We start from the raw sequence: 17,644 nt of genomic DNA, 5'->3' as shown, positions 1-17,644 counted from the left end.
TGCTGTGCAGCCGATCGGGGATAAATCCCCTCGCCACAGAGGCCATAAAAAAACGCCGCAGGCTGTGATAGCCAACGGCGTTTCTTTGTAGCTGCAATCCGCTTAAACGGTATGCAGATACCAGTTGTACTCGAGGTCGGAGATGGAGTGTTCGAACTCCTCCAGCTCGCTCTCTTTACAGGCGACAAAGATATCGATGTATTTCGGATCGATGTACTTGGCCATCACCTCGCTGTCGTCCAGCTCACGCAGGGCATCGCGCAAGTTGTTCGGCAGGCTTTGTTCGTTCTGCTCGTAGCTGTTGCCTTCGACGGGCGCGCCCGGCTCGATCTTGTTGGTCAGGCCGTGATGCACGCCGGCCAGCACCGAAGCCATCAGCAGGTACGGGTTGGCATCGGCACCGGCAACGCGGTGTTCGATCCGCACGGCATCGGCCGAGCCGGTTGGTACGCGAATCGCCACGGTGCGATTGTCCAGGCCCCAGCACGGCGAGTTCGGCACGTAGAACTGTGCGCCGAAACGACGGTACGAGTTGACGTTAGGGCAGAGGAAAGCCATCTGCGCGGGCAGGGTCTCGAGCACACCGCCGATCGCGTGACGCAGCGCGGCGTTCTGCTCGGGATCCTCGCTGGCAAAAATGTTTTTGCCTTCTTTATCCAGAATCGAAATGTGCACGTGCAGACCATTGCCCGCCTGGCCAGGGTAAGGCTTGGCCATGAAGGTGGTGTCCATTTCATGGTCGTAGGCGATGTTCTTGATCAGCCGCTTGAGCAGTACCGCGTAGTCGCATGCCTTGATCGGGTCGGCGACGTGGTGCAGGTTCACTTCAAACTGCGCCGGGGCACTTTCCTTGACGATGGCGTCGGCTGGAATGCCTTGCTCTTTGGCGCCTTCCAGAATGTCCTGGAGGCAATCGACGTATTCGTCCAGGTCGTCGATCAGGTAAACCTGAGTCGAGTGCGGACGTTTGCCGGAAACCGGTGAGCGTGGTGGTTGCGGACGACCGTTCACGTTCTCCTGGTCGATCAGGTAGAACTCGAGCTCGAACGCGGCGCAGATGGTCAGGCCCATTTCATCGAACTTGCGCACGACATTAGCCAGTACTTCACGCGGGTCAGCGAAGAACGGCTGGCCTTCGAGTTCGTGCATGGTCATCAACAGTTGCGCGGTAGGGCGCTTCTGCCATGGCTCGTTGCACAGGGTATCGGGGATTGGATAGCAGATACGATCGGCGTCGCCGATGTCCAGGCCCAGACCGGTGCTTTCCACCGTCGAACCATTGATATCCAGAGCAAATAGAGAGGCCGGCAGGTTGATGCCTTTCTCGTAAACCTTGTGGAGGCTGGTGCGTTCAATGCGCTTGCCGCGCACCACACCATTCATATCCGCAATCAGAAGGTCAACGTACAGAACCTCAGGATGTTCCTTAAGGAACGCGTTCGCTTCGTTGAGCTGAACGGCACGCGGGGGTACCGACATGATGCAACACCTTTGTTGTTAAAAATATCAATCATTGATCTTTTCTGGTTTCAGTCAACCCGAACGGCCTGCCGAAGTCAAGCGAGGCCTTTTTTGCCCTAAAAAAGCGCTGCAAGGGCGTTTATGGGGCATTTTCGGGCGGTTTTTAGCCCTTGTGACGCTTGGCATCCGCAGGCTTGAGCAGGCCGTGTTGTATTTTTTACGGGGGTGTTGTGTAAAAAAATGAACAAGGCTAAGCTCCGATCAAACCCATAACAGCAATAATACCGGGGTGCTTCATGTCTCGCCTTTCGATAATCGGCGTCACCGACTGCTCGCAACAGTCCGGTCTGCATGCTTATCACATCAGTGGCGAATCGTCCGTGCATAGCGCAGCCAACAAGGCTCGCAGGCTGCCGACGATGTTCTCGTCCACAGCAGTCGCCGAAACGGCAACGTCCGATATTCTGGACGCACGGGAAGCCATCCTCTTTATGGCGTCTCCTTCCAATATAGATCTCTTTCTTTCACAAAGCCTGTGCCGCTTTTCAAGCCGTGCTCATGATTCTGCACGTGCCGGTTGTGCACAGGAAATGCAACGCCAGCGTAAAGGGCAGGTAAGCTCCTCTTTCATTGTCTATGCGCGGTGCCGGGCGTAAGCCGGCACTGCGCGCAAGCAAACCCCCTTTAACGCGACGCGCAAGCGTCAAACTTTGCCTGACGTCATGTCAGGAGACTCAGCCCAGAGGCATTTATGAGTAACAACCTCGACCAGCTCACCGATTGGTTGAAAGACCACAAGATCACAGAAGTCGAATGCATGATCGCCGACTTGACCGGTATCACCCGGGGCAAGATTTCGCCGACCAACAAGTTCATCGCCGAAAAAGGCATGCGCCTGCCCGAAAGCGTTCTGTTACAGACCGTGACTGGCGATTACGTCGAAGACGACATCTATTACGAACTGCTCGATCCGGCTGACATCGACATGATCTGCCGCCCCGACCAGAACGCCGTGTACCTGGTGCCGTGGGCCATCGAGCCAACCGCTCAGGTGATCCACGACACCTACGACAAGCAAGGCAACCCGATCGAGCTGTCGCCGCGCAACGTTCTCAAGAAGGTACTCAAACTCTACGCCGACAAGGGCTGGCAGCCGATCGTGGCGCCAGAGATGGAGTTTTACCTGACCAAGCGCAGCGACGACCCAGACTACCCGTTGCAGCCGCCGATCGGCCGCTCCGGGCGTCCGGAAATCGGTCGTCAGTCGTTCTCTATTGAAGCGGCTAACGAATTCGACCCGCTGTTCGAAGACGTCTACGACTGGTGCGAGTTGCAGGAGCTGGATCTCGACACGCTGATCCACGAAGACGGCACCGCGCAGATGGAAATCAACTTCCGTCACGGTGACGCGCTGTCGCTGGCCGACCAGATCCTGGTGTTCAAACGCACCATGCGCGAAGCCGCGCTCAAGCACGACGTGGCCGCCACGTTCATGGCCAAGCCGATGACCGGTGAGCCGGGCAGCGCCATGCACTTGCACCAGAGCATCATCGACATCGAGACCGGCAAAAACGTCTTCTCTAATGAAGACGGGACCATGAGCCAGCTGTTCCTGCACCACATCGGTGGCCTGCAGAAGCTGATCCCGGAATTGCTGCCGCTGTTCGCCCCGAACGTCAACTCGTTCCGCCGCTTCCTGCCGGACACCTCGGCGCCGGTGAACGTCGAGTGGGGCGAAGAAAACCGCACCGTGGGCCTGCGCGTACCGGATGCCGGCCCGCAGAACCGCCGCGTGGAAAACCGTCTGCCGGGCGCCGACGCCAACCCGTACCTGGCGATTGCCGCGAGCCTGCTCTGCGGTTACATCGGCATGGTCGAGGGCCTCAACCCGAGCGCGCCGGTGGTGGGTCGTGGCTATGAACGCCGCAACCTGCGCCTGCCGCTGACCATCGAGGATGCGCTGGAGCGCATGGAAAACAGCTCGACCGTCGAGAAATATCTGGGCAAAACTTTCATCACAGGCTACGTCGCGGTCAAGCGGGCCGAGCATGAAAACTTCAAGCGCGTGATCAGTTCGTGGGAGCGTGAATACCTGCTCTTCGCCGTCTGATACGCCGGGCGCGGTGGTCAGCCGCCGCGCCTTCACCGATAACAAGGAGAATTGGCATGACCAGCAACAACCCGCAAACCCGTGAGTGGCAAGCGCTGAGCAGCGATCACCACCTGGCCCCGTTCAGCGATTTCAAGCAGCTGAAAGAGAAGGGCCCGCGGATCATCACCAACGCCAAGGGCGTGTACCTGTGGGACAGCGAAGGCAACAAGATCCTCGACGGCATGGCCGGTCTGTGGTGCGTGGCCATCGGTTACGGTCGCGATGAACTGGCCGATGCCGCCAGCAAACAGATGCGCGAACTGCCGTACTACAACCTGTTTTTCCAGACTGCTCACCCGCCGGCACTGGAACTGGCCAAGGCCATCTCCGACATCGCGCCAGCAGGCATGAACCACGTGTTCTTCACCGGTTCCGGCTCTGAAGGCAACGACACCATGTTGCGCATGGTTCGCCACTACTGGGCGATCAAGGGCCAGCCGAACAAGAAAGTCATCATCAGCCGCAAGAACGGTTATCACGGCTCCACTGTGGCCGGCGCGAGCCTGGGCGGCATGACCTATATGCATGAGCAGGGCGACTTGCCGATCCCGGGCATCGTCCACATCGGCCAGCCGTACTGGTTCGCTGAAGGCGGCGACATGTCCCCGGAAGAATTCGGTCTCTGGGCGGCCAATCAGCTGGAAGAGAAAATTCTCGAAGTCGGCGTCGACAACGTCGGTGCCTTTATTGCCGAGCCGATCCAGGGCGCCGGCGGCGTGATCATTCCGCCCGACAGCTACTGGCCGCGCATCAAGGAAATCCTCGCCAAGTACGACATCCTGTTCGTCGCGGATGAGGTGATCTGTGGTTTCGGCCGTACCGGTGAGTGGTTCGGTAGCGATTTCTACGACCTCAAGCCCGACATGATGACCATCGCCAAGGGCCTCACCTCCGGCTACATCCCGATGGGTGGCCTGATCGTGCGCGACGAAGTCGTCGCGGTGCTCAACGAAGGCGGCGATTTCAACCACGGTTTCACCTACTCCGGTCACCCGGTGGCGGCGGCCGTGGGCCTGGAAAACATCCGCATCCTGCGCGACGAAAAGATTATCGAGAACGTGCACAACGAAACGGCACCGTATTTGCAGAAACGTCTGCGGGAACTGAACGATCACCCGTTGGTGGGTGAAGTTCGCGGGGTCGGTCTGCTGGGGGCGATCGAGCTGGTGCAGGACAAGGGCACTCGCAAACGTTACGAGGGCAAGGGCGCAGGCATGATCTGTCGCCAGTTCTGCTTCGACAACGGGCTGATCATGCGCGCCGTGGGCGACACCATGATCATCGCGCCGCCGCTGGTAATCAGCAAAGCGGAGATCGACGAGCTGGTTACAAAGGCACGCAAGTGTCTGGACCTGACCCTCAGTGCGTTGCAGGGCTAAGTGCTAGGCTTTGTGCGGGAAAGCCCCGGCGCTCTCGCGCAAAGCTGTCAGAAAGGCTGGTCTTTCCTTGAAAGACCGCCTCGGATCTTGCCAGACTAGCCGCGGTTCCAGTTGTCCGGGTTCGGCCGCTGAACAAAGTGGTTCAAAAAAGAAAAATTTGGAGCATTACGCATGAAGGCATTAGGCAAAAAGCTTGCTGGCAAGACACTTCTCGCTCTGTCCATCGCGGGCATGATGGCGGGTGCGGTGCAGGCGGACGACAAGGTGTTGCACGTCTACAACTGGTCCGACTACATCGCACCGGACACCGTGGCCAAGTTTGAAAAAGAGTCTGGCATCAAAGTCGTCTACGACGTGTTCGACAGCAACGAAACCCTGGAAGCCAAACTGCTGGCCGGTAAATCCGGTTACGACATCGTGGTGCCTTCCAACAACTTCCTCGCCAAGCAGATCAAGGCCGGCGTGTATCAGGAGCTGGACAAGTCCAAGCTGCCGAACTGGAAGAACCTCGACGAAGACCTGCTCAAAGCCGTTGGCGATGCCAGCGACCAGGGCAACAAACACGCATTCCCGTACATGTGGGGCTCGATCGGCATCGGCTACAACCCGGAGAAGGTCAAGGCTGCACTGGGCATCGACAAGATCGACTCCTGGGACGTCGTGTTCAAGCCTGAGAACATGGAGAAGCTGAAAAGCTGCGGCGTAAGCTTCCTCGACGCACCGACCGAAATGATTCCGGCGGCGCTGCACTATCTGGGCAAGCCGACCAACAGCAAAGACAAGGCTGACCTGAAAGCCGCCGAAGATCTATTCCTCAAGATCCGGCCTTCGGTCGCCTACTTCCATTCCTCCAAGTACATCTCCGACCTGGCCAACGGCAACATTTGCGTGGCCGTGGGTTACTCGGGTGACCTGGAGCAGTCGAAGTCGCGCGCCAAGGAAGCCGGTGACAAGGTCAAGCTGGCCTACACCATTCCGAAAGAAGGCGCCGGTACGTTCTACGACATGGTTGCCATGCCAAAGGATGCCACCAACGTCGAAGCTGCCTACAAGTTCATGAACTACCTGCTGCAGCCGGAAGTGATGGCAGAGATCACCAACGCCGTGCGTTTCCCGAACGGCAACAAGGCGGCCACGCCGCTGGTGGACAAAGACATCACCAGCGATGCGAGCATCTATCCTTCGGCTGAAGTGAAGAAGCAGCTCTACGCGATCAGTGATCTGGATGCCGCCACACTGCGTCTGATCACCCGCAGCTGGACCAAAATCAAATCCGGTAAATAAACCGGTTTGAAGCCGCAACCGCTGGCCGTCGTCTGCGCGACGGCGGCCAGCGGAATAATTAAATGACAGAAAGTTTTGCTGGAACGGTTTTTCGAGGGTAAGTTGCGCGCCGGTTTTGTTGCCGGGCAGCCATGGCTGCCATGCAGCGCTGGGCAACTTGGGCCCAACTAATTTTAGAGGACCTTCACGTGCCTATTTTTTCTTGTTTGCGCAATGCCCTGCTGGCCGCTGCCGGCCTGACGATCGCCGTCGGTGCCCAAGCCGCCGGCACGGTGCATATTTATAACTGGTCGGATTACATCGGCGAATCGACCTTGGCCGACTTCCAGAAAGAGACCGGGATCAAACCGGTCTACGACGTGTTCGACTCCAACGAAACCCTGGAAGGCAAGTTGCTCGCCGGGCGTACCGGCTACGACGTGGTCGTGCCGTCGAACCACTTCCTCGGCAAGCAGATCAAGGCGGGGGCGTTCCAGAAACTCGACCGGGCGCAGCTGTCGAATTACTCGAATCTCGACCCGGCGCTGCTCAAGCGTCTGGAGCAGAACGATCCGGGCAACCTGTACGCCGTGCCGTACCTGTGGGGCACCAACGGCATCGGCTACAACGTCGATAAAGTGAAGGCTGTGCTCGGCGTCGACAAGATCGATTCCTGGGGCGTGCTGTTCGAGCCGGAAAACATCAAGAAGCTGCAAAGCTGCGGCGTGGCGTTCCTCGATTCGGCCGATGAAATGATGCCGACCGTGCTCAACTATATGGGCCTGAATGCCAACAGCACCAATCCCAAGGACTACGAGAAAGCCACCGACAAATTGCTCGCCGTGCGCCCCTACGTAACCTACTTCCATTCTTCGAAATACATCGGCGACCTGGCCAACGGCGACATCTGCGTGGCCATCGGTTTCTCCGGCGATATCTTCCAGGCGAAGAACCGCGCAGCAGAAGCCAAGAAGGGCGTGAACATCGCCTACACGGTGCCGAAAGAGGGTGGCGCGTTGTGGTTCGACATGTTGGCGATTCCCAAGGATTCGTCGAACGTGAAGCAAGCCCACGCGTTCATCAACTATCTGTTGAAACCTGAGGTGATCGCCCAGGTCAGTGATTCCGTCGGTTACGCCAACCCCAACCCGGGCTCGGACAAGCTGATGGATCAATCCATCCGTACCGATGAGTCGGTTTATCCGCCGCAGGCCGTGATCGACAAGGCCTACGTGTCGACCGAGTTGCCACCGAACATTCAGCGCCTGATGACCCGCAGCTGGACCAAGGTCAAGTCGGGGATGTAAGGCACACACTATCCTGGGTTCGCCTTGCGGGGCGAACTGCACTGTTTTTTTCTGGGAGTTTCGTAAATGGCAGTTGCCTCCGGCGCCTATAAGAAAGCCCTCGAGGGCGACCAGACACCGAAGCAGGTGTTGGTCAAAATCGACCGGGTCACGAAGAAGTTCGACGAGACGATTGCCGTGGACGACGTGTCCCTGGAAATCAAAAAGGGCGAGATCTTTGCCCTGCTCGGCGGTTCGGGATCGGGCAAATCCACTCTGCTGAGGATGCTGGCAGGGTTTGAACGGCCCACGGAGGGGCGCATTTTTCTCGACGGCGTCGACATCACCGACATGCCGCCGTACGAACGTCCGATCAACATGATGTTCCAGTCCTACGCCTTGTTTCCGCACATGACCGTAGCGCAGAACATCGCGTTCGGTTTGCAGCAGGACAAGATTCCCAAGGCCGAAGTCGAAGCCCGCGTGGCCGAGATGCTCAAACTGGTGCAGATGAGCCAGTACGCCAAGCGCAAGCCGCATCAACTGTCTGGCGGTCAGCGTCAGCGTGTGGCCTTGGCGCGTTCGCTGGCCAAGCGGCCGAAGCTGTTGCTGCTCGACGAACCAATGGGTGCACTGGATAAAAAACTGCGTTCGCAGATGCAGCTCGAACTGGTGGAAATCATCGAGCGCGTCGGCGTGACCTGCGTGATGGTGACCCATGACCAGGAAGAGGCCATGACCATGGCCGAGCGTATCGCGATCATGCACCTGGGCTGGATCGCCCAGATCGGCAGCCCGATCGACATCTACGAAACCCCGACCAGCCGTCTGGTCTGTGAATTCATCGGCAACGTCAACATCTTCGAAGGCGAAGTGATCGACGACGCCGAAGGTCACGCGACCATCACCTGCAAGGACCTCGACCGGCAGATCTATGTCGGCCACGGTATCAGCACCTCGGTGCAGGACAAGTCGGTCACCTACGCGATTCGTCCGGAGAAACTGCTGGTCACCGCCGAACAACCAACCTGCGAATACAACTGGTCGAGCGGCAAGGTGCATGACATCGCCTACCTCGGCGGGCACTCGGTGTTCTACGTCGAACTGCCGAGCGGCAAACTGGTGCAGTCATTCGTTGCCAACGCCGAACGCCGTGGCGCCCGTCCGACCTGGGGCGATCAGGTTTTCGTGTACTGGGAAGATGACAGCGGTGTGGTACTTCGCTCATGAACATGCGCAAATTCAAACGGCGCATTAACCGAATAATTCCCAATGGCCGCCAACTGGTCATCGGGGTTCCGTTCATCTGGCTGTTCCTGTTCTTCATGTTGCCGTTCTTCATTGTTCTGAAGATCAGCTTCGCCGAAGCCGACGTGGCCATTCCGCCGTACACCGAGATCTACACGTTTGCCGAGCAGAAGCTGCAACTGCTGCTGAACCTGGGCAACTACGCGATGCTGGCGGGCGACGAGTTGTACATCGCCGCGTATCTCGGCTCGCTGAAGATGGCGCTGATCAGCACCGTTCTGTGCCTGGCGATCGGTTACCCGATGGCCTACGCCATCGCCACGGCCCGCAAAGAAATGCAAACGGTGCTGGTGCTGCTGATCATGATGCCGACGTGGACGGCGATCCTGATCCGCGTTTACGCGTGGATGGGCATCCTCAGCAACAACGGCCTGCTCAACGGATTCCTGATGAGCATGGGCTTTATCGACGAGCCGCTGCAGATCCTCAACACCAACCTCGCGGTGTATATCGGCATCGTCTACTCGTACCTGCCGTTCATGATCCTGCCGCTGTACGCCAACCTGGTGAAGCACGACAACAGTCTGCTGGAAGCGGCTTCTGACCTGGGTTCGAGCACCTTCAACAGCTTCTGGAAGATCACTATTCCGCTGTCCAAGAACGGGATCATTGCCGGCTGCATGCTGGTGTTCATTCCGGTCGTGGGCGAGTTCGTCATCCCGGAACTGCTTGGCGGTCCGGAAACCCTGATGATCGGTAAAGTGCTCTGGCAAGAGTTCTTCAACAACCGTGACTGGCCGGTGGCGTCCGCGCTGGCGGTGGTGATGCTGGCGATCCTGATTGTGCCGATCATCCTGTTCAACCGCAGTCAGGCCAAGGAAATGGAGGGTAAAGAATGAAGCGCATCCGTTTCTCCAGCCTGATGCTGGTCGTGGGCTTGTTGTTCATCTACCTGCCGATGCTGATCCTGGTGATCTACTCGTTCAACGCCTCGAAACTGGTAACGGTGTGGGGCGGCTGGTCGATCAAGTGGTACGTCGGCCTGCTCGACAACTCGCAACTGATGGGCTCGGTGCTGCGCTCGCTGGAAATCGCCTGCTACACGGCGGTGGCTGCGGTAGCGCTGGGTACTTTGGCCGCATTCGTGCTGACGCGTATCACCCACTTCAAGGGCCGTACGTTGTTCGGCGGCCTGGTGACGGCGCCGTTGGTCATGCCCGAGGTGATCACCGGTCTGTCGCTGTTGCTGCTGTTCGTGGCCATGGCGCAGATGATCGGCTGGCCGCAGGAGCGCGGCATCGTCACCATCTGGATCGCGCACACGACGTTCTGTGCGGCGTATGTGGCGGTGGTGGTATCGGCGCGCCTGCGTGAGCTGGACCTGTCGATTGAAGAAGCGGCGATGGACCTGGGTGCGCGGCCGTGGAAGGTGTTCTTCCTGATCACCATCCCGATGATCGCGCCATCGTTGGCGGCGGGCGGCATGATGTCGTTCGCGCTGTCGCTGGACGACCTGGTGCTGGCAAGCTTCGTGTCGGGCCCGGGTTCGACGACGTTGCCGATGGAAGTGTTTTCGGCGGTGCGTCTGGGCGTGAAGCCTGAGATCAACGCCGTGGCCAGCCTGATTCTGCTGGCGGTGTCGATCGTCACCTTCATGGTTTGGTTCTTCAGCCGCCGCGCCGAAGAAGCCCGCAAGAAAGCCATCCAGCAAGCCATCGAAGAAAGCGCTGCCGATTCGTGGAAACAGCCAGACGTGCGCCGCGCGCCTGCGCCGGGAGCGGTGTAAGCCGGTTGGGTTGATCACAACTTTGTGATCAACCCAAATACCCGTGAGAGCGAGCCTTTGTGGCGAGGGGATTTATCCCCGTTGGGCTGCGCAGCAGCCCCCTTCTTTTTGGATCAAAAGAGGGGGCGCTTCGCGACCCAACGGGGATAAATCCCCTCGCCACAGAGTTCACTTTCACACTGTGGTTCATGCAGTCCAGGGAGAATTGCGGATGACCTCGACAAAGTTCATCGGTTTGAACCCCGGCTCCTGATCCTTCAGCACGTCGGTCTTCACGTTGCCGAACGTGGTCTGCGGACGATGCCGCAAGCCGTCGGCAAACGCGCAGATGATGCACTCCTTGAAACCTTCCCCGCGTGGATGCGCATGCACCACTGCCTCACGTTGCACGGTGCTGAACGCCGCGTAATCCATACCCAGCACATCCATTTCCACACCCGCCGTCACCAACGCCACGGTTGGTCGCAGATGCTTGGGTACGCCCGGCGTGGTGTGCAGGGCAATTGATAACCACACCTGCTCGATGTCGTCATCGCTCAATCCATAGGGCTTGAGAAAAGCCGCTGCCGCGTTGGCACCGTCCACCTCGAAGCGTTCATCGTCACTGCGATAGCCTTCGACCAGGCCTGCGTCATGAAACATCGCGCCGACGTACAACAGCTCCGGATCGTAGGCCAACTGTTGGCGCTCACCGCTGAGCGCACCAAACAGAAACACCCGGCGTGAGTGGTGATAGAGCAGGTCGGATTCGATGTCGCGGATGTACTCGGTGGTGGCGCGGGCGAGGGCGCTGTCAGGGATTTTGATGCCGGCAATGGTCGTGCTCATGAGCGCTTTCCTCGTCGTAAACGCCGTCGTGGCGTTGATGGGGAAAGTCTGTTCCCGGGGCTGCAAGCGAACAATCGACGCATGGCTGCGATCCTTGCCAATCGACCTGCAAATCGTGCCAACTGAGCTGATTGGATGGTTGGCAGATTCTCAGGAGGCCTCAAGAGAGATGAACAGAACCGTCGCCATCGTCGTGTTCCCCGGCGTGCAATCGCTGGATGTCACCGGCCCGTTGGATGTATTCGCCGAGGCCAACCGGTTCCTGGCGGCCGAGGATCACTATCGGTTGGAAGTGATCGGTGTCGAGCACGGGCCAATGGCGTGTTCCAACGGCCTGATCCTGAATGCTCATCGACACTTCAGCGAAGCACCCGACGCCTGTGATCTGCTGCTGGTCGCTGGCGGGCCGCAATTGCCGTTCATGGATTTCGGCAAGACCTTCGATGCCTGGCTACGTGATACCTGCGCGCGATCACGGCGTTTCGGTTCGATCTGCAACGGCGCGTTCATGCTCGCCCGCGCAGGTTTGCTGGAAGGACGCACGGTCACCACGCACTGGAACGACGCGCAGGCATTGGCGCAGTTGTGCCTGTCGACGCAGGTCGAAGCGGATCGCTTGTATGTCGAGGACGGCGCGCTCTACACCTCGGCGGGGGTGACGGCGGGGATTGATCTGTCGTTGTACCTGCTGGCGCGTGATCACGGAGCGGAAGTGGCGCTGAGCGTGGCCAAGCGGCTGGTGGTGTTCACTCAGCGTTCCGGTGGGCAGTCACAGTTCAGCCCATTCCTGACGCCACACGCGGAGCCGACATCGGCCGTGGCGATGGTGCAGCTTTATGTGCTGGCCAACCTGACCGGGGATCTGACCATTGCCGATCTGGCCAATGCGGCGAACATGAGTGCACGCAATTTTTCCCGGGTGTTTGCCCGTGAAGCGAGGATCACCCCGGCCGAGTTCGTCGAGCGGGCGCGGGTGGATGCGGCGCGAGTGATGCTCGAAAGCACCAAGGCGCCGTTGAAGACCGTGGCATATCAGTGCGGATTTCGCGATGCGCAGCATATGCGCAGTGTGTTCAATCGCAGGCTGGGCGTGACGCCGCAGCAGTTTCGGCTGAATTTTGCGGTCATCATCTGAGGTCAGTAGTGCTCTTCAAGGCCCCATCGCCGGCAAGCCAGCTCCCACAGGATTTTGAGTCGATCACGGATTTGTGAACGCCCGAAAAACCTGTGGGAGCTGGCTTGCCAGCGATGGGGTCATTCCATCTAACCTAGAACTACTGCGCAGCTCGCGCCGGCAGCAGCTTCAACGTACTCCGCGTATTCGCCGTCACCTCTTCCTCGCTGAAATGCGCCTGCACGTAAATCCCGTCGACATACGCTTCAGCCTGATCGTCATAGTGACGATCAAACGGCACACCGCTCTGCCCGACCGGATTGATCGTCAAGCTATGCGCCGGATCAGCGAAGTCAACCAGGCGCCGCGTCGAAGGTCCGTAGGTCACCGGCCACGGCGCCGGGCCGATCTTCGCCGAGAGGTTGTTCGGCACTTCATGACTGCCCGGTGCGGCGAACGGCCCGACGTTGAAGATTCGATCCAGCGGCTTCTGCTGCCCCAGCGGATGTCCGTGGGTCAGCGTGTGCGCCGAGCCCCATTGCCACCCGGACGCATCGTCACCGAGGGTCAGCTTCAGGTGCTTCATGCTCGCCTGCCATGCCGCGCGCACGGTATCGGCGCGAGTCTCTTTGGTGGGCGTGTTGCGGTTATCCCACCAGACTGAATCAGCATTCGCCGCCAAACGTGGCAATGCCGAATCAATCACCCGCGTCGACAACAGCGTGTCGAAAAAGTCATTGCCCAACTCATCGCGCATCGCCGCATCGGCGAGGTCGTAGAGGAACTGGTTGAACACCGTCGCACTCACCGAATCCAGCGGATAGTCGCCTGGCCACTGCGTCAGTTGCGAGACCAGTTTCAACTGCGCCGGATCGCTCACCACCTCGCGCAGCACGGGCAGCAGAGGCGCCAGCAAACGCGGGCCATAACCGGTGGCGGTGCCCAGTTGCAGTTTTTGGTTAGCCTCATTGGTCCACTTCACATTCTTGTCGCTGAGCTGCCGATTGAGCTGCTGGCCACGGTCGGCGAGGTTGTAGTAACCGGGAATCTCCATGCCGGTCGGCGATACGGGCTGGAAGTTGGCCGAGACGATGTAGCCGCGTGCCGGATTTTCTTCCTGCGGGTTGGCGCTGAATGGGAAGAAACCGTCCTTGTTCGCTTGATCAGTGCTGCCATCGAGAATGAAGCCCGGCTTGACCCCGGCGGGGCGCTTGGGCAACAACGCCGAAGCCCACCAGGCGATATCGCCCTTGGCGTTGGCGTAAACAAGGTTGAGCCCCGGCGCCTGTACTTTGGCCGCAGCGGCGCGGGCCTTGGCCAGGGTGTCGGCGCGGTTGAGCTGATAAAAACCCTCGAGGATCGGGTTCGGTGTTTCGAGGAACGCCCACCACATGGCGATCGGCGTCTTGCCGGCGGCGGCGCCCAGCGCATCGTTGACGATCGGACCGTGGGGCGACTGACGCAAGGTAATCGTCACCGGCGCCTGACCCTTCACGGCGATCTGTTGTTCAGTGCTGACCATGTCGGTCCACTGACCGCGATACCAGACCTGATTCGGGTTGTCCGGATTGACCTTCTCGGCGATCAGGTCCAGATCGTCATTCTGGAACATGGTCAGGCTCCAGCCGAAATCCAGGTTGTGCCCCAGGAACGCGAAAGGCACCAGCGCCTGATGATGGCCGTAGAGCTCAAAGCCCGGCGCTGACAGCTGCGCTTCGTACCACACCGACGGCACCGAAAAGCGAATATGCGGATCACCGGCCAGCAGCGGTTTGCCGCTCTGGCTGCGACTGCCCGAGATGACCCAGGCGTTGCTGCCTTCGAATTGCGGCAGACCGTTGTCGATCAGCGCCTGTTCACTGAGGCGGGCGAGGGCGTTGAGGTCTTTCCAGTCATTGGCGGCGAGGGCCGGTTTCGGGTTGGCGTGATCTTTGGCCAGCACACCTTTCGGCTGCCAGTCGAGGTCGAAGACGTTGAGGTAATCAGCGCCGAGTTGATCGCGCACATACGTCAGCAACGGTTCTGTGCGAAACGCGGCGGCAAAGCTGTAGGCCATGTAACCGGCGACGCTGATGCTGTCTTCAGCGGTGAATGGCCGTTTGGGGATACCCAGCACGTCGAACTCGATCGGCGCGGCGTGGGTGTCCTGATATTGGTTGATGCCGTCCAGATAGGCTTGCAGGCCCTTCCATGCCGGCGACTGCTTGTCGAGGCTGGCGACGTAACTGGCGGCACGCTCGCGGATGCGCAGGCTGCGAAACAGTTTGTCGGTGTCGAGCAGTTTCGGCCCGAGCACTTCGGCCAGCTCGCCCCGGGCGAGACGGCGCATGGCTTCCATCTGGAACAGGCGATCCTGGGCATGCACATAACCGAGGGCACGGTAGAGGTCGGTTTCGTTCTCGGCGCGGATGTGCGGCACGCCGCGCTCGTCATAGCGCACGGTCACCGAGCCTTGCAGGTTGCGCAGTTCAATCTGGCCCTGGCGTGTCGGCTGTTTGCTGTAGATGTACCCGCCAGCGCCAGCGAGCAGGACAACGATGAGCAAGGCAAGAACGGTGAACACGCGCTTCATGGTGACTCCTTGTGCATGCGGGATTGCCGCCCGTCGGGCTGCAAACAATTAGCACAGACCTTCTGTGCCGTGCATCGCTGTCCTTGAAAAGTCCGGAATGCCTTATTGCGCCTGCACCGGCCACGGGCAATAGCAGCCCACCGCCAGAGTGTGCGTGGCATTCACCGGACGATCATCCGTCAACGCGTTCAGGATTGGTTCGATAAAACTGTTGCTGGAGTTGCAGGTCAGGCCTTCGCTGTAAGGGCCGAAGTACGCGAGTTTGCCGCTGCGGTCCCAGATCGCCACGGCGGGGCTGGCGGGAATCTGTTCGGCGCCGGGCAATACCGCGATGGTTTTCAAGCTGCTTAAGGTGGTGGGTAACTGGCCGCGGCTGCCGGGTCGCTGCACCGCGAAAAACTCGACGCCTCTGGCACTGAAATGCTCGACCATCTCGGTCAGGTGCTGCTGATTGCCGACGTTGCAGGGGCAGGCCGGGTCCCAGAAATGCACCAGGCGAATCTTGCCAGGTCCGGCGAGATCGTCCGGCAGGCGCAGCGGGTCGCCTGAAAACACTGCGGTGTGCTCGCTGAACGCGCGCAAATATCGGCCCTGAAACCAGTCGTACGCCGTCCACAAAACCCCGGCACACACAAGCGCGAGAAGGCTGGCAAACAGTGCGGTGCGGTAGGACGAACGCATGTATTTCGATCCTTGAGGGGCGGCTAGCTTGCCATGCTTGCCGCGACAGATGAATATCGCAAGCCGATAAAGTCTGTTCACCGCTCTGGAATTTGCCTCATGTCCGCTACTTTCGACCCCGATCAATTACGCGCCAGCCTCAAGCCTTTGGCCGAGTGGCAGCCGTTGTCGGAGGAGGCGAAGGCCTATCAGCGCTTCTATAAAACCGATTTTCCCGAGCGTGATGTCTGGCGCGGCATGGGCCGTTTTGACGTCGATGGCTACGAACTGGTCAGCCATTGCTGGTGGCCGGAGAAGGTCAAGGGCACGCTGTTTCTGCTGCACGGTTTCTATGACCACACCGGGCTCTATCGGCATTTGATCGAGTGGGCGCTGGATCAGGATTTCGCAGTGATTGCCTGCGACTTGCCGGGGCATGGCCTGTCGAGCGGCGCGCGGGCGAGCATCCGTGACTTCTCCGAATATCAGGACGCGCTGCAAGCCTTGTTCGTCGAAGCCAATTCGATTGCGCTGCCGCAGCCGTGGCACTTGTGTGGGCAAAGTACCGGCGGCGCGATTGTGGTCGACCATGTGCTCAACCATGGCGAGAGCAGTCCGGCGCAGGGTCAGGTGATTTTGCTGTCGCCACTGGTACGACCGCGGGCGTGGGGCTGGTCGCAGCTGAGTTATTACCTGCTGCGACCTTTCGTACGGGGCATCGCGCGGCGCTTCAGCGAGAACTCCAACGATCCGGATTTCCTGCCGTTTCTGCTGGCCGATCCGTTACAACCCAAGCGCTTGCCGACGGCATGGGTCGGGGCCTTGTCACGCTGGATCAACCGGGTGGAGTTCGCCAAAAAAAGTCCGCGACGGCCGCTGATCATTCAGGGGCAGGCGGACATGACCGTGGACTGGCAGCACAATCTGCAGGTGTTGAAGTTGAAGTTCGATCGACCGCAGATCTTGCTGCTGCCCGAGGCACGGCATCATCTGGCGAATGAGACGGCTGATATGCGTGAGGAGTATTTCGAGTTTCTGAGCAAGCGGATCAGAGGGCGGAATCTCTGAAGCGTTAAGGCAAGATCAAAAGATCGCAGCCTTCGGCAGCTCCTACAGGGGGACGCGTTTCAATGTAGGAGCTGCCGAAGGCAGCGATCTTTTAAGGTTGGCCCACCGCCAACCCAGCCCGAATCGCCGCCAGCGCGGCCTGGTAATACGCCTTGCCCTCGGTCGACTCGGCAAACGTCGCAAACTCTTCCAGCTCGTTATCCGACAGATCGCGATACACGTAGAGCAGCGTGTTGTTCATGTCCGCGCCGATCTGATCCATCAAGCGCTGACGTTGACCGTTCAACATGCCTTGCGCCTGACCGCCGCCGAGCAGTCCCGGAATCATCGAACTCAAACTGTCCGCCGCGACGCCGGCAATCGCCAGGCTGACCTCGGCGCCAGCCTCCCTAGCAGGCAGCGCCTGGGCGAGATGGCCGATGATCAGCAGGCGGCTGTCGCTGGCCGGCATTTTCGGCAGGCCCTTGGCGTTCTTGGCCAGTTGATCGCGGCGGGTCGCGAGCAATTCAGCGGCAACGATTTTCTTGCCCAGTGGCGACTGGAAAAAAGACAGCGCAGGTTTCGGGTCGGCGAGGTTCTGCCGTAGCTGCGCCTCAGCGCGTTGATCCATGGCCTGCGGCGCGAAGCGCTGGTTGCTGTTGTTCACCAGCGCTTGAAACACGGCGGGCGGCAGGCTGTTTTGATAGCGCTGCTGCGCGGCACTCAGGGCGTCATTGAAATGCGCACGTTGTTCTGGCCAGCCGGCGACCTTGTACAGCTGATCGTGGCCGTCCGCCCAAGCGGGCAAAACACAGAACATCAACAGTGAAAAAAGCAAACGGCGCATA

At 59.5% G+C, this 17,644-nt stretch carries 15 protein-coding genes; 10 read left to right on the top strand and 5 right to left on the bottom strand.

Annotation, left to right across the window (positions count from 1 at the left end; genetic code table 11):
- Positions 1-102 precede the first annotated feature (102 nt).
- Complete coding sequence (locus ICA15_RS11950) at positions 103-1,479, bottom strand: glutamine synthetase family protein (RefSeq protein WP_150604743.1); 1,377 nt, start codon at positions 1,477-1,479, stop codon at positions 103-105.
- A 278-nt stretch (positions 1,480-1,757) separates the two neighbouring features.
- Between ICA15_RS11950 and ICA15_RS11945 the strand changes: the two genes are divergently transcribed.
- From ICA15_RS11945 to ICA15_RS11910, 8 genes are all read left to right on the top strand, one after another.
- The gene (locus ICA15_RS11945) at positions 1,758-2,117 is read left to right on the top strand and encodes a glutamine amidotransferase (protein WP_210553422.1); all 360 of its coding nucleotides are present in this window, start codon (positions 1,758-1,760) and stop codon (positions 2,115-2,117) included.
- 95 nt (positions 2,118-2,212) lie between these two features.
- Entirely contained in the window at positions 2,213-3,571 is a 1,359-nt protein-coding gene (locus ICA15_RS11940; protein WP_129395970.1) for a glutamine synthetase family protein, read from the top strand.
- A gap of 56 nt (positions 3,572-3,627) precedes the next feature.
- Entirely contained in the window at positions 3,628-4,992 is a 1,365-nt protein-coding gene (locus tag ICA15_RS11935) for an aspartate aminotransferase family protein (protein WP_210553423.1), read from the top strand.
- A gap of 171 nt (positions 4,993-5,163) precedes the next feature.
- Positions 5,164-6,276 carry a polyamine ABC transporter substrate-binding protein gene (locus tag ICA15_RS11930; protein WP_210553424.1) on the top strand — a complete coding sequence of 371 codons (1,113 nt, stop codon included), beginning with the start codon at positions 5,164-5,166 and terminating at the stop codon, positions 6,274-6,276.
- A gap of 188 nt (positions 6,277-6,464) precedes the next feature.
- Positions 6,465-7,562: a polyamine ABC transporter substrate-binding protein gene (locus tag ICA15_RS11925; protein WP_150602043.1), complete on the top strand. Its 1,098-nt coding sequence runs from the start codon at positions 6,465-6,467 to the stop codon at positions 7,560-7,562.
- A 66-nt stretch (positions 7,563-7,628) separates the two neighbouring features.
- On the top strand, positions 7,629-8,771 hold the full coding sequence (locus tag ICA15_RS11920; RefSeq protein WP_150602042.1) for an ABC transporter ATP-binding protein: 1,143 nt from the start codon (positions 7,629-7,631) through the stop codon (positions 8,769-8,771).
- 35 nt (positions 8,772-8,806) lie between these two features.
- On the top strand, positions 8,807-9,688 hold the full coding sequence (locus tag ICA15_RS11915; protein WP_338049930.1) for an ABC transporter permease subunit: 882 nt from the start codon (positions 8,807-8,809) through the stop codon (positions 9,686-9,688).
- Positions 9,685-10,575 (top strand): ABC transporter permease subunit, encoded by an 891-nt coding sequence (locus ICA15_RS11910; protein ID WP_210553425.1) that lies wholly within the window; start codon positions 9,685-9,687, stop codon positions 10,573-10,575. The genes ICA15_RS11915 and ICA15_RS11910 overlap by 4 nt, the downstream gene beginning before the upstream one ends.
- Before the next feature lie 186 nt (positions 10,576-10,761).
- Here ICA15_RS11910 and ICA15_RS11905 read toward each other — a convergent pair whose 3' ends face one another.
- A complete protein-coding gene (locus ICA15_RS11905; protein ID WP_210553426.1) occupies positions 10,762-11,403 on the bottom strand; it encodes an HD domain-containing protein in 642 nt (213 codons plus the stop codon).
- A 169-nt stretch (positions 11,404-11,572) separates the two neighbouring features.
- Here ICA15_RS11905 and ICA15_RS11900 point away from each other — a divergent pair, with 169 nt between their 5' ends.
- A complete protein-coding gene (locus tag ICA15_RS11900; protein ID WP_210553427.1) occupies positions 11,573-12,538 on the top strand; it encodes a GlxA family transcriptional regulator in 966 nt (321 codons plus the stop codon).
- Positions 12,539-12,677: 139 nt separating this feature from the next.
- Here the strand turns inward: ICA15_RS11900 and ICA15_RS11895 are convergent, their stop codons facing one another.
- Together ICA15_RS11895 and ICA15_RS11890 are read right to left on the bottom strand one after the other, a co-directional pair.
- Entirely contained in the window at positions 12,678-15,089 is a 2,412-nt protein-coding gene (locus ICA15_RS11895) for a penicillin acylase family protein (RefSeq protein WP_210553428.1), read from the bottom strand.
- Positions 15,090-15,191: 102 nt separating this feature from the next.
- Positions 15,192-15,770, bottom strand: a complete 579-nt coding sequence (locus ICA15_RS11890) for a DUF6436 domain-containing protein (RefSeq protein ID WP_210553429.1) — start codon at positions 15,768-15,770, stop codon at positions 15,192-15,194.
- A gap of 99 nt (positions 15,771-15,869) precedes the next feature.
- Between ICA15_RS11890 and ICA15_RS11885 the strand changes: the two genes are divergently transcribed.
- A complete protein-coding gene (locus ICA15_RS11885) occupies positions 15,870-16,817 on the top strand; it encodes an alpha/beta hydrolase (protein WP_150616792.1) in 948 nt (315 codons plus the stop codon).
- 91 nt (positions 16,818-16,908) lie between these two features.
- Here the strand turns inward: ICA15_RS11885 and ICA15_RS11880 are convergent, their stop codons facing one another.
- Positions 16,909-17,643 (bottom strand): DUF2059 domain-containing protein, encoded by a 735-nt coding sequence (locus tag ICA15_RS11880; RefSeq protein ID WP_150616791.1) that lies wholly within the window; start codon positions 17,641-17,643, stop codon positions 16,909-16,911.
- Position 17,644: the final 1 nt, after the last annotated feature.

The organism is Pseudomonas sp. P116 (genome assembly GCF_020149425.1).
Taxonomy (GTDB): Bacteria; Pseudomonadota; Gammaproteobacteria; order Pseudomonadales; family Pseudomonadaceae; genus Aquipseudomonas; species Aquipseudomonas anatoliensis.
The sequence above is the reverse complement of the archived record's forward strand: the minus strand, read 5'-3'. Positions and strand labels throughout refer to the sequence as shown.

Excerpts from the sequence above, each read along its gene's own strand:
- ICA15_RS11910 (WP_210553425.1), top strand. The coding sequence starts at position 9,685 with ATGAAGCGCATCCGTTTCTCCAGCCTGATGCTGGTCGTGGGCTTGTTG.
- ICA15_RS11935 (WP_210553423.1), top strand. The coding sequence starts at position 3,628 with ATGACCAGCAACAACCCGCAAACCCGTGAGTGGCAAGCGCTGAGCAGC.
- ICA15_RS11885 (WP_150616792.1), top strand. The coding sequence starts at position 15,870 with ATGTCCGCTACTTTCGACCCCGATCAATTACGCGCCAGCCTCAAGCCT.
- ICA15_RS11895 (WP_210553428.1), bottom strand. The coding sequence starts at position 15,089 with ATGAAGCGCGTGTTCACCGTTCTTGCCTTGCTCATCGTTGTCCTGCTC.
- ICA15_RS11940 (WP_129395970.1), top strand. The coding sequence starts at position 2,213 with ATGAGTAACAACCTCGACCAGCTCACCGATTGGTTGAAAGACCACAAG.
- ICA15_RS11905 (WP_210553426.1), bottom strand. The coding sequence starts at position 11,403 with ATGAGCACGACCATTGCCGGCATCAAAATCCCTGACAGCGCCCTCGCC.
- ICA15_RS11890 (WP_210553429.1), bottom strand. The coding sequence starts at position 15,770 with ATGCGTTCGTCCTACCGCACCGCACTGTTTGCCAGCCTTCTCGCGCTT.
- ICA15_RS11920 (WP_150602042.1), top strand. The coding sequence starts at position 7,629 with ATGGCAGTTGCCTCCGGCGCCTATAAGAAAGCCCTCGAGGGCGACCAG.
- ICA15_RS11950 (WP_150604743.1), bottom strand. The coding sequence starts at position 1,479 with ATGTCGGTACCCCCGCGTGCCGTTCAGCTCAACGAAGCGAACGCGTTC.
- ICA15_RS11900 (WP_210553427.1), top strand. The coding sequence starts at position 11,573 with ATGAACAGAACCGTCGCCATCGTCGTGTTCCCCGGCGTGCAATCGCTG.
- ICA15_RS11930 (WP_210553424.1), top strand. The coding sequence starts at position 5,164 with ATGAAGGCATTAGGCAAAAAGCTTGCTGGCAAGACACTTCTCGCTCTG.
- ICA15_RS11880 (WP_150616791.1), bottom strand. The coding sequence starts at position 17,643 with ATGCGCCGTTTGCTTTTTTCACTGTTGATGTTCTGTGTTTTGCCCGCT.
- ICA15_RS11945 (WP_210553422.1), top strand. The coding sequence starts at position 1,758 with ATGTCTCGCCTTTCGATAATCGGCGTCACCGACTGCTCGCAACAGTCC.